Source organism: Acidovorax sp. SUPP3334 (assembly GCF_030159055.1).
In the GTDB taxonomy this organism is placed as follows: Bacteria; Pseudomonadota; Gammaproteobacteria; order Burkholderiales; family Burkholderiaceae_C; genus Paracidovorax.
Genome location: NZ_BQXQ01000028.1, coordinates 57,772 through 68,381, shown reverse-complemented (window position 1 = coordinate 68,381; position 10,610 = coordinate 57,772). Strand labels below are relative to the sequence as shown.

Here is a 10,610-nt window from a genome sequence, read left to right as displayed (position 1 = left end):
TGCGATCGCTCCTCGTCAGAGAGCGCCAACTCGACCTTCGGTCTGCCCATTCTCATCGCGGTATCTCCGGTTCCAAGATACCTCAATGGCATGCACGATTAATGCCAGAAAATAACGGGACGGGACATTAGACGGGCACAATCGGCCTCTTCCCGAAGGGCACTGGCCTACCCGCGATGAAGCGATGGTGGCATTGGCAGATTTTGCGTCAGGCGCCCGCCTGCCGGGCACTTGATAAAAACCCCCTGCTGCTGAAAATCGGGGGGTGGATCGATCGCCTGGTGCGCGTCAAGTGCCTGCATTCAGAGCGAGCATCCGTTCAGAAGGCGCCTAAATGTCTTCCAGCAGAGGGTAGGGCAGTGTGTCGAGCAACAGAGCCACGCCTTCCGCACCACCGACACGCAATGATTCTCCCGTCGACGCAACTTGCAGTGACGCCAGTGCGTCCACCCCGCCGGCGGGAGATTCCGCTGCCTGGACAATCACTCCACAAGGCTGCTCTGCATCGCTTGCCGCGAAGACTTCCGCCCCTGCGACAAGGGGTTCGGTCGCATGCACCAGATAGGTTCGCCGCTTCAGCGTGCCACGAAACTGGCTCCGAGCCACCACTTCTTGCCCGGGATAACATCCCTTCTTGAAATTCACCCCTCCCACCGATTCGTAATTCAACATTTGAGGCACGAACAGATCCACGAGCGGGGAAGTCAATGTAGCAATGCCGCTTTGTATCTCGCTCCATTGCCACAGTTCGGGCTTGAGCGAATCTCCAGCGGGTGCGGGTTCATCAATGGGTCCAACCCAAAGCGCACGTGCCTGGCCTGCCGCTGGATACAGATGCACGATGGTGACCAAATCCCGGTCGGTCTTGGACCAAGGCAACAGAATGGAGCCGTTGGTCAGCGCGGTTGCAGCTTCGCCCGCCAGCCCGAACAGAGCGAAGTCTGCAGTCGCGTCCGTCAGCCGTGCTTTGGAGCGCAGCACGAACATGGAAAGCCGTTTGAGTGTCGGAGCCAGCAGGTCACGGCTGCACACCAGCAGAACATCCGTCGCGCTGCGTTTGAAGCCAATGAAACTGGCCTGCATTCTGCCTTTGGCGGAGAGAAAAGCCGTCAAACGCGCTTCATTCATGCCCAACAGCGCAAAGTCCTGGGTGAGTTGACCATGCAGAAATTTGGTGGCGTCTTCACCTTCCACGCGAATCACGCCAAGGTGGGACAGGGGTGCTATGCCGTTCAATGGGTAAGTCATGCTGAATTATGATGCCCGGTTACTTTCCTAGAGGCTGCAAAGGTTGTGCGTCGTTTCCTCACGTTGGTACTGATCATTTTTTGCGCATTCGGAGGCGCGGCGGCTTGGTGGCTGCACCAGCCGCTGACGGTGCGCAGCGGCATGCCTGCCGCCCAGCCGCTGGAACTGGCCATTGAACCGGGAACGACACCTCGCGGAGTGGCGCGCGACGTGATCGCGGCCGGTATCGACACTGATGTGCGCCTGCTCTATACATGGTTTCGACTCTCGGGCCAGGACCGTTTGATCAAGGCCGGAAATTACGAGATTCCTCCTGGGACCACTCCGCGGCAGTTGCTGCAGAAGCTGGTGCGTGGCGAAGAGGCGCTGCGCGCCGTCACGCTGGTCGAAGGGTGGACCTTTCGCCAGTTCCGGCAGGCGCTGGCGCGAGAAGATCAGCTCAAACCCGACACCAAGGGCTTGGCCGACGATGCTGTCATGGCGCGGCTCGAACGTCCCGGTATCCCGGCGGAAGGGCGGTTTTTCCCGGATACCTACACCTATGCCAAGGGTAGCAGCGATCTGGCGGTGCTTCGCCGGGCGATGCACGCCATGGACCGGCGCCTCGAAGCCGCCTGGGCGCAGCGCTCGGCGGAAACGCCGCTTCGCAGTGCCGACGAGGCCCTCGTTCTGGCCAGCATCGTCGAAAAAGAGACCGGCCGACCCTCTGACCGGGCGCAAATTGCGGGCGTTTTCAGCAATCGGCTGAAAGCGGGCATGTTGCTCCAGACCGATCCCACCGTGATTTATGGTCTCGGCGAAAAATTCGACGGAAATCTGCGTCGGCGTGATTTGCTGGCAGATACCCCCTGGAACACCTATACCCGAGCCGGTTTGCCCCCGACGCCGATCGCCATGCCAGGCAAGGCTTCGCTCATTGCTGCCGTTCAGCCACAGCAGACCAACGCGCTGTATTTCGTTGCCAAGGGTGACGGCACGAGCCATTTCAGTCCCACCCTTGACGAGCACAACCGGGCTGTCAACCGCTACCAAAGGGGCCAACCTTGACCATGCCTTCCGATGGCGCAAAGTCCATGGTGGGCCGAGAGGCAGGCCGGTTCATCACTTTCGAAGGCATCGATGGGGCGGGAAAGTCATCGCACATCGACAGCCTGGCAGCCGCCTTTCGCCGGCAGGGAAAGACTGTGACGGTCACCCGTGAGCCGGGCGGCACGCCGCTTGCGGAAAAGCTTCGCACGCTGCTGCTGAATGACAGCATGGACCCGCTCACGGAGTCGCTGCTGGTCTTTGCTGGCCGCCGTGATCACTTGCGGTGCGTGATCGAGCCGGCATTGGCCAGGGGGGAGATCGTTCTGTGCGACCGTTTCACGGATGCCACCTTCGCGTACCAGGGTGGGGGGCGAGGCTTCGATGTCAAAGTGCTATCAATATTAGAGCGGATAACCCAGGTAAATATTGCGCTGGGCCCCGAAAAGATACGTGATCCTGATTTGACGCTGTGGTTCGACCTTGCGCCGGAGATGGCAGCGGCGCGCCTTGCAGACGCGCGAACACCTGATCGGTTCGAATCTCAACCGGTCGAATTTTTCCGCCGCGTGCGTCAGGGATACGCCGATCGGGAACTGGCTGCCTCGCAACGCTTCGTTCGGTTGGATGCTGGACACACCCGCGACGCTGTCTGGTCACAACTGGTCGGAGCGCTGGTCAAGCGAGGTTGGCTGTCTGCAGAAAGCGCAGATATGGCCGCGGAAAAAACTTCATGAGTGGTTCTTTGTCGATCGCACCCTGGATCTCTGCGCAACGTCGAGCGCTGCTCGCTCAGCGGGGCCATGCCTGGCTGTTGAGCGGCCCTTCGGGGCTTGGCCAATACACCCTGGCGATGGAACTGGTTCGTGCCTGGTTGTGCGAAACGCCGACCGCCGATGGCGCGTGCAGCCACTGTGGCAGTTGCCATGCCGTCGATGTGCGTACCCATGCCGACCTGTGCGTGCTCATGCCCGAAACGCAAATGGTCGAGCTCGGATGGCCGTTGCCGGAAAAGGCGCAGGCAGAAATCGACGACAAAAAACGAAAGCCCAGCCGGGAGATCCGTGTGGATGCCATGCGCGACGCCGTGCAGTTCTCGCAACGGACCTCCGCGCGCGGACGTGGCAAGGCCGTGCTGGTGTACCCTGCCGAGCAGATGAACCACGTGACGGCCAACGCGCTGCTCAAGACACTGGAAGAGCCAGCGGGCGACGTGCGATTCGTTTTGGCCACGGAAGCGGCGCACCAGTTGCTTCCTACCATTCGCAGCCGGTGCCTGGGACACACCATGCAGTGGCCGGATGAACCCGAAATGACAGCGTGGCTCGAAGGGCAGGGATTGACGACAGAGGCCGCAACCGCCTTTCTGCAGGCCAGTGGAGGGCGCCCTGATGACGCGCTCCAGTGGGCCCGATCAGGCCGCAGTCCGCAGTCATGGTCGCAGCTTCCCAGGGCGATGGCACGAGGCGATGTGACGGCACTGTCCGATGCTTCGCCCGCCCAGGCGGTGGATGCGCTGCAAAAGCTCTGCCATGATTTGATGGCGAGTCGGGTTGGCGCACCGCCACGGTACTTCGCGTCGGCTGATTTGCCGCCGGCACCCGGAATCGGTCCGTTGAGTCGTTGGGCGAAAGCCTTGGCGAAAGAGGCTCGCACCGCCGATCACCCCTTCAATGCGGGTCTCATGCTGGAAGCGCTTGTTGCTCAGGCGCGAAACACCCTACACTCGCGCCATTGAGAAAGACGCCCCGAAGACCATGAGCAGCCCCTCTACCGCGCCCCGCCCCAGCGTCATGCAGCTGGCCATCAAGGAGAAGGCGGCTCTGTATGCGGCCTACATCCCCGTATTTGCCGAAGGTGGCATCTTTGTGCCCACCCAGCGGGAATACAAGCTGGGGGACGACGTGTACGTACTACTCACGCTGCCCGAAGACACGCAGCGGTATCCCGTGGCAGGCCGTGTGGCCTGGGTGACCCCCGCACGTGCTGCCGGCAATCGCACGCAGGGCGTCGGCATTCAATTTCCGAGAGACGAAAAGTCTCGTCTTCTCAAACTCAAGATCGAAGAATTGCTGGGCACCAGCCTGGGATCGGATCGACCGACCCAGACCCTTTGAACGCCTCGCGCCATAGCCATGCCGACCGTTTGCCGGTCGGCATTTTTGTTTGGATCTGCGCATGTTCACCGATTCCCACTGCCACCTCACCTTTCCCGAACTGGCCGCCCAGTTGCCTGCCATTCGGCAGGCCATGGCCGATGCCAACGTGGTCCGTGCGCTTTGCATTTGCACGACGTTGGAAGAGTTCTCCGACGTGCATGGTCTGGCGCTCGCCTACGACAACTTCTGGAGCAGCGTGGGCGTGCATCCTGACAATGAAGGCGTCACCGAGCCCTCCGAGCAGGATCTGCTGGACCGTGCTGCGTTGCCGCGGGTGATCGCCATCGGCGAGACGGGCCTCGACTATTACTGCATGGAAGATCGCAAAGGCGGCCGAAGCATTGCCGACCTGGAATGGCAGCGCGATCGTTTCCGTACCCACATCCGTGCAGCACGTGCTTGCGGCAAGCCACTCGTCATCCACACCCGAAGCGCGTCGGACGACACGCTCGCTATCCTGCGGGAGGAGGGCGAAGACGGCTTGGCCAATCGCGCAGGCGGCGTGTTCCATTGTTTTACCGAGACCGCCGAGGTCGCTCGCGCGGCACTGGATCTGGGTTACTACATCTCCTTTTCCGGCATCGTGACATTCAAGAGCGCCCAGCACTTGCGCGACGTTGCCGCCTTCGTCCCTCTGGACCGCATGCTCATCGAAACCGATAGCCCGTATCTGGCGCCAGTCCCCTATCGCGGAAAGACCAACAATCCTTCCTATGTGCCATTCGTTGCAAAGCAACTGGCCGATGTCAAAGGGTTGCCTGTGAAGGAAGTGGCCCTGGCCACCAGCCGCAACTTCGATACGCTGTTCTTTTCTGGAGCCACGCCATGATGTTCCGCCGCCGAATTCTGGTCTCTTTTGCGCTGGCCGGTGCAGTGCTGTGTGGCGCCTGTGCGCACGCTGGCGCCTATGAAGATTTTTTTACCGCCGTGATGCGGGATGACGACTCCGGCATCAACTCCCTCGTGCGTCGCGGCTTCGATCCGAACACACGCAGTCCAAAGGGCGAGGTGGCGCTCACGCTGGCGCTGAAGGAGGGCTCCATGAGAGCCTTCTCTGCATTGATGGCGGCCAAAGGCATCAAGGTGGAAGAGCGCAACGCCAAGGACGAAAGCCCATTGATGTTGGCCGCGATCAAAGGCAATGTCGAGGCGGCACGCGCTCTCATCGCCAAGGACGCTGACGTCAACAAGACCGGCTGGACGCCACTGCACTATGCAGCTTCCGGGACCACTGAAAAGCAGGCCGCAATCGCCGCGCTGCTGCTCGAAAACCATGCGTACATCGACGCGGCCTCACCGAATGGCACCACCCCGCTGATGATGGCGGTGAGCTATGGCACGGCCGAGGTCGCCAAGCTTTTGCTGGATGAAGGCGCAGACCCTACGCTGCGCAATCAGGTCGGTCTGGGTGCGGCGGACTTCGCCCGCCGTGCCGATCGCAAAGACCTGCAAGAGCTCGTCTCGGACGCCGTTCGAAAGCGCCAGCCACGCCGCGGTCAGTGGTGATGAGCGGAACTGCCTCGGACCTTCTGGAGACCCATCTGGGTTTGCTGGCTCAGTGTCCTGCAGGGCGTGTTTGAAGGCGGGCGTATAGGCCACCTCGGGCCATCAGTTCTGCGTGCGTGCCTTGCTCGGCAATTCGGCCGCGTTCCATGACCACCACGCGATCGGCATGCTCGATGGTGGAGAGCCGGTGGGCTATCACGAGCGTGGTACGTCCTTGCATCAAGCGCTGCAGCGCGTCCTGCACCAACCGTTCTGACTCAGTGTCCAGCGCAGAAGTGGCTTCGTCCAGGATGAGAATGGGTGCATCCTTGTAGAGGGCCCGTGCGATGGCCAGGCGCTGGCGTTGGCCCCCGGAAAGCTGCGTGGCGTTGTGTCCGACCACTGTGTGCATGCCTGAGGGCAGGGCGGCGACATGCTCCGCAAGATTGGCCGCAGCCAGGCAATTTTGTACCCGCTGCTCATCTACATTGCCGCCTAGGGCGACGTTGGCCGCAATCGTGTCGTTGAACATCACCACATCCTGGCTGACCATGGCAAATTGCGAACGCAAGACCTGCAGATTCCATTGCGACACGGGCCGCCCATCCAGCAGCACCTGGCCTGCGCTCGGTGTCAAAAAGCGAGGCAGCAGATTCACCAAGGTGGTTTTTCCCGCACCGGATGGACCTACCAGCGCTACGGTTTCGCCAGGATGCACAGTCAAGTTCACGCGGTCCAGCGCGACCGCTCGTTCGTCACCGAACGCCACTGTGACGTCCTCCAGGGTAATTGCCCCGATGGTGCGTTCTGGCGCGTGGCTGCCTCCGCCTTCTGGCCGCGTATCGCCCAGCAATGCCAGTCCTCGCTCGAGCGCGGCAACGCCTCGGGTCACTGGGTTTGCCACATCGGCCAAGCGGCGGATCGGTGCAATCAGCATGAGCATGGCCGTGATAAACGCAGCGAAGCCCCCCACCGTCACGTCACGATCACCGCTGGCGTGGCTTTGCCAAAGCGCTACGCAGATCACGCCTGAGAGTGCAGCAGCTGCCAGCAACTGAGTCAACGGGGTCATCGCGGCCGATGCGATCGTCGCCTTGATGGCCAGACGGCGAAGGCGTTGGCTCAGCACGCCGAAACGCTGTGACTGGCTTGGTTGTGCTCCATGCAGCCGGACCATGCGGTGCGCCAGCACGTTCTCTTCCACCACATACGCCAACTGGTCGGTCGCCTCCTGGCTGCTTTTGGTGATGTGGTAAAGACGCCGCGATAGCGTCTTCATGATCCATGCAACCCCCGGTACGACGACAGCGACGATGAGCGTCAATTGCCAGTTGAGGTAGAGCAGATAGCCCAGCAGCGCCACCAGCGTGAACCCATCGCGGGACAGTCCCATCAACGCCTGCACCAGCAGCGTTGCGCCGGTCTGGACCTCATACACGACCGTGTTGGATAAGGTGCTGGCCGATTGCCGCGTGAAAAGGGCCATCTCGGCGGCAAGCAGGCGATCGAAGAGCGCTTCGCGCAGTTTCATCATGCCTTCGTTGGCAATGCGCGCCAAAGCATATTGGCCCACGAATTGCGCCAGCCCCCGGACCAAAAACACGCCCATTATCGCCAGCGGGACCATCCACAATTTCAGAGAGCGCTCGGTAAAACCTTGGTCGAGCAACGGCTTGAGCAGTGCGGGAATGAGCGGTTCAGTAACGGCCCCGACAAGCGTCGCCAGCACAGCGAGCGTCCAGGCAGATCGCTGGTTGCCGAAGTACGCCGAAAGTCGCCGTAGCCTGGCGGCCAGGGTGAGAGAAGGGGGGTGCTCGGAGTCCGGCAGGGGGCGTGGGTCTTGGGCTTGCATGAGGCGCGGATTCTACGTAGGACCGCATCCAAACTTGCACAATTTGTCACAGGGGTCTCCCACCAGTGTGTAACATCCACGGTCTGTCCACCGGCATTTGCTCGGTATCCGATGGCTGCCAATGACTATTGACCGAAATCCATCCTCCATTCTCGCTGCGGCTTTGCCGCAACTCTCTCGCCGGCACGCTGTTGCCGCGCTCGTTTCCTCCTCCGCGCTGCCTGCGCTGGCCCAGTTCAGGGTCGAGATCACAGGCGTTGGATTGACCCAGCTTCCCTTCGCGATTGCGCCCTTTCGCGGCGAAGCCCAATCGCCTCAAAAGATATCGGCCATCATTCAGGCCGATCTCGAACGCAGCGGGCAGTTTCGTGCGGTAGACGCATCCGGCCCTGCGCTGGATGAAACATCTCGTCCGGATGTCGCACTGTGGAAGCAAAAAGGCGCGGAATCGCTCACCACTGGCAGCATCACCCGCTTGCCTGATGGCCGTTTCGACATCCGGTTTCGCCTATGGGATGTGGTGCGTGGGCAAGACCTCGGAGGCCAGAGCTTTGTGGTCACTCAGGGTGACCTGCGCCTGGTGGCCCACCGCATTGCGGATTTCATCTATGAAAAGCTCACGGGGCAACGCGGCGTGTTTTCCACCCGCATTGCGTACGTCACCAAATCCGGAACGCGCTACAGCCTGTGGGTAGCCGATGCAGATGGCGAGAACGCGCAGTCCGCGCTGTCCAGCCCTGAGCCGATCATTTCACCAGCGTGGTCGCCCAGCGGTGGTCAGTTGGCCTATGTGTCGTTCGAATCGCGCAAGCCAGTGGTTTATGTGCACGACGTGGCCTCAGGCCGCCGCCGGCTGATTGCGAATTTCAGGGGCTCCAACAGTGCTCCGGCATGGTCTCCTGATGGCCGAACCCTGGCCGTCACGCTCAGCCGTGACGGTGGCTCGCAGCTGTACACCATTGATGCCAATGGCGGTGAACCCCGTCGACTCATGCAGAGCACCGGCATCGACACCGAGCCCATGTTCTCCAGCGATGGCCGAAGCATCTACTTCGTGAGCGATCGTGGCGGTGCGCCCCAGATCTACAAGGTCGGCACCTCTGGCGGAAATGCCGAGCGTGTGACATTCACTGGCTCCTACAATATTTCGCCCAGCATCAGTCCAGACGGCAAATGGTTGGCTTACGTGTCGCGCATTGGCGGCGCGTTCAAGCTGCACGTCATGGATTTGGCAACGGGTATGGCCACCGCGGTCACGGACACCACAGCGGATGAGAATCCCAGCTTTGCTCCCAACAGCCGGTTGATCGTTTATGCCACGCAGCAGCAAGGCCGCGAAGCGCTGATGACCACCACGCTGGACGGAAAGATCAAGGCACGTCTGGCGGGGCAGGGTGGAGACATCCGCGAGCCTGACTGGGGCCCGTTCCAAAAACAGTGAACCGTCAACATTTCGACTTTTGATTATCTGGACTTGAGGAGTATTTCCATGAACCGCTTTCCCTTCAAACGCATTTCCGCCATCGTCATCGCCGCTGCTATCGTGGCCGGTTGCAGCTCCGGCGTGAAGCTGGAAGATGCGCCTGTCGAAGACAAGGGCGCAACGTCCACCATGCCTGGTAATGGCGGCGCCAACCCCAATGGCGCTTCGCAAAGCGGTGTGGCGCCTGTGGACCTGAGCCAATCGGCCCGAGACGGCGCCGGCCCTGTGGGCGTGAGCCGCATCGTTTACTTCGACTACGACAGCTACGCCGTCAAGCCAGAATTTCAGTCGCTGATCGAGCAGCACGCCCGTTTCATCAAGGCTGGCCAAACCCGCAAGGTGATGATCGAAGGCCACACCGACGAGCGCGGCGGTCGCGAGTACAACTTGGCGCTGGGCCAAAAGCGTGCTGAAGCCGTTCGCCGTTCGCTCGCGCTGCTTGGCGTATCGGAAGCGCAAATGGAAGCAGTTAGCTTCGGCAAGGAAAAGCCTGCGGCACAAGGCAGCACGGAAGACGTGTACGCCCAAAACCGCCGCGTTGAGCTGTCTTACCGTTGATGAGCGCGCAGATGCTGTTTCCCCGCAAGGCCTTGGCAGTGCTGGCCGTGGCGATGTCGGCGGCGTTTGCCACGGCTGGTCATGCGGCGCTGTTCGAGGATGAGGAAGCGCGCCGCGCCATTCTGGAACTGCGCCAGCGCGTAGACACGCTGCAGCAGGCCAATCAGCGCGCTGGCGATGATCTGCGTCGGTCCGGCGATGAAACTTCTCAGATGCGGCGCAGTTTGCTTGATCTGCAAACCCAGATCGAAACCCTGCGAGCCGAGCAAGCTAACTTGCGGGGGCAGAACGAGCAATTGCTGCGCGACGTGTCTGAGCTTCAACGCCGCCAAAAAGACATCGCCCAGGGCGTGGATGAGCGGCTGCGACAGTTCGAACCTGCCAAGGTTGCCATGGACGGCCAGGAGTTTCAGGCCGATCCCGCCGAGAAGCGTGATTTCGACGCCGCACTCGCCGTTTTTCGCACTGGAAAATTCCCCGATGCGGTGACGGCATTCGGCAATTTCTTGAAGCAGTACCCACGCAGCGGATACGTACCCTCTGCCAGGTTTTGGCTGGGCAATGCGCAGTACGCCACGCGCGACTACAAAGAGGCGATCAACAATTTCAAGGCTTTGCTGGCGGCAGCACCGGACCATGCGCGTGCGCCTGAGGCTGCGTTGTCGATCGCCAATTGCCAGATCGAATTGAAAGACACCCGCGCAGCACGCAAGACCTTGGAGGATTTGATTCGGGTCTATCCACAGTCCGAAGCGGCAGGCGCAGCCAAAGAACGCCTTTCACGCTTGAAGTGATGGGT

11 protein-coding genes are annotated in these 10,610 nt (G+C 61.2%); 9 read left to right on the top strand and 2 right to left on the bottom strand.

The annotated features are described in order from the left end of the window. Positions 1-330 precede the first annotated feature (330 nt). Complete coding sequence (gene ygfZ / locus AVHM3334_RS16135; RefSeq protein ID WP_284413908.1) at positions 331-1,248, bottom strand: CAF17-like 4Fe-4S cluster assembly/insertion protein YgfZ; 918 nt, start codon at positions 1,246-1,248, stop codon at positions 331-333. Positions 1,249-1,293: 45 nt separating this feature from the next. Here ygfZ and mltG point away from each other — a divergent pair, with 45 nt between their 5' ends. The 6 genes from mltG to AVHM3334_RS16105 all read left to right on the top strand — a co-directional run bounded on the left by mltG (position 1,294) and on the right by AVHM3334_RS16105 (position 5,939). Further along, positions 1,294-2,295 (top strand): endolytic transglycosylase MltG, encoded by a 1,002-nt coding sequence (gene mltG / locus AVHM3334_RS16130; protein ID WP_284413906.1) that lies wholly within the window; start codon positions 1,294-1,296, stop codon positions 2,293-2,295. 26 nt (positions 2,296-2,321) lie between these two features. Next, entirely contained in the window at positions 2,322-3,011 is a 690-nt protein-coding gene (tmk, locus tag AVHM3334_RS16125; protein WP_284413922.1) for a dTMP kinase, read from the top strand. Beyond that, the gene (locus AVHM3334_RS16120; protein ID WP_284413904.1) at positions 3,008-4,012 is read left to right on the top strand and encodes a DNA polymerase III delta subunit-related protein; all 1,005 of its coding nucleotides are present in this window, start codon (positions 3,008-3,010) and stop codon (positions 4,010-4,012) included. Before tmk ends, AVHM3334_RS16120 begins: the two co-directional genes overlap by 4 nt. Positions 4,013-4,031: 19 nt before the next feature. Then, positions 4,032-4,391: a PilZ domain-containing protein gene (locus AVHM3334_RS16115; protein ID WP_092744958.1), complete on the top strand. Its 360-nt coding sequence runs from the start codon at positions 4,032-4,034 to the stop codon at positions 4,389-4,391. A gap of 61 nt (positions 4,392-4,452) precedes the next feature. Further along, positions 4,453-5,262 (top strand): TatD family hydrolase, encoded by an 810-nt coding sequence (locus AVHM3334_RS16110; protein WP_284413900.1) that lies wholly within the window; start codon positions 4,453-4,455, stop codon positions 5,260-5,262. Next, positions 5,259-5,939: an ankyrin repeat domain-containing protein gene (locus AVHM3334_RS16105; protein WP_284413898.1), complete on the top strand. Its 681-nt coding sequence runs from the start codon at positions 5,259-5,261 to the stop codon at positions 5,937-5,939. The genes AVHM3334_RS16110 and AVHM3334_RS16105 overlap by 4 nt, the downstream gene beginning before the upstream one ends. Positions 5,940-5,988: 49 nt before the next feature. On the opposite strand, the gene msbA is transcribed toward AVHM3334_RS16105, so the two are convergent. Further along, complete coding sequence (gene msbA / locus AVHM3334_RS16100; protein ID WP_284413896.1) at positions 5,989-7,770, bottom strand: lipid A export permease/ATP-binding protein MsbA; 1,782 nt, start codon at positions 7,768-7,770, stop codon at positions 5,989-5,991. 121 nt (positions 7,771-7,891) lie between these two features. Between msbA and tolB the strand changes: the two genes are divergently transcribed. The 3 genes from tolB to ybgF are packed head-to-tail and all read left to right on the top strand — an operon-like array spanning position 7,892 to position 10,605. Continuing rightward, a complete protein-coding gene (tolB, locus tag AVHM3334_RS16095; RefSeq protein WP_284413895.1) occupies positions 7,892-9,211 on the top strand; it encodes a Tol-Pal system beta propeller repeat protein TolB in 1,320 nt (439 codons plus the stop codon). 48 nt (positions 9,212-9,259) lie between these two features. After that, positions 9,260-9,811 (top strand): peptidoglycan-associated lipoprotein Pal, encoded by a 552-nt coding sequence (gene pal, locus AVHM3334_RS16090; protein ID WP_284413893.1) that lies wholly within the window; start codon positions 9,260-9,262, stop codon positions 9,809-9,811. Beyond that, positions 9,811-10,605: a tol-pal system protein YbgF gene (ybgF, locus tag AVHM3334_RS16085; protein WP_284413891.1), complete on the top strand. Its 795-nt coding sequence runs from the start codon at positions 9,811-9,813 to the stop codon at positions 10,603-10,605. The genes pal and ybgF overlap by 1 nt, the downstream gene beginning before the upstream one ends. Positions 10,606-10,610 lie beyond the last annotated feature (5 nt).

Excerpts from the sequence above, each read along its gene's own strand:
- ygfZ (WP_284413908.1), bottom strand. The coding sequence starts at position 1,248 with ATGACTTACCCATTGAACGGCATAGCACCCCTGTCCCACCTTGGCGTG.
- tmk (WP_284413922.1), top strand. The coding sequence starts at position 2,322 with ATGGTGGGCCGAGAGGCAGGCCGGTTCATCACTTTCGAAGGCATCGAT.
- AVHM3334_RS16120 (WP_284413904.1), top strand. The coding sequence starts at position 3,008 with ATGAGTGGTTCTTTGTCGATCGCACCCTGGATCTCTGCGCAACGTCGA.
- AVHM3334_RS16115 (WP_092744958.1), top strand. The coding sequence starts at position 4,032 with ATGAGCAGCCCCTCTACCGCGCCCCGCCCCAGCGTCATGCAGCTGGCC.
- AVHM3334_RS16110 (WP_284413900.1), top strand. The coding sequence starts at position 4,453 with ATGTTCACCGATTCCCACTGCCACCTCACCTTTCCCGAACTGGCCGCC.
- AVHM3334_RS16105 (WP_284413898.1), top strand. The coding sequence starts at position 5,259 with ATGATGTTCCGCCGCCGAATTCTGGTCTCTTTTGCGCTGGCCGGTGCA.
- msbA (WP_284413896.1), bottom strand. The coding sequence starts at position 7,770 with ATGCAAGCCCAAGACCCACGCCCCCTGCCGGACTCCGAGCACCCCCCT.
- tolB (WP_284413895.1), top strand. The coding sequence starts at position 7,892 with ATGACTATTGACCGAAATCCATCCTCCATTCTCGCTGCGGCTTTGCCG.
- pal (WP_284413893.1), top strand. The coding sequence starts at position 9,260 with ATGAACCGCTTTCCCTTCAAACGCATTTCCGCCATCGTCATCGCCGCT.
- ybgF (WP_284413891.1), top strand. The coding sequence starts at position 9,811 with ATGAGCGCGCAGATGCTGTTTCCCCGCAAGGCCTTGGCAGTGCTGGCC.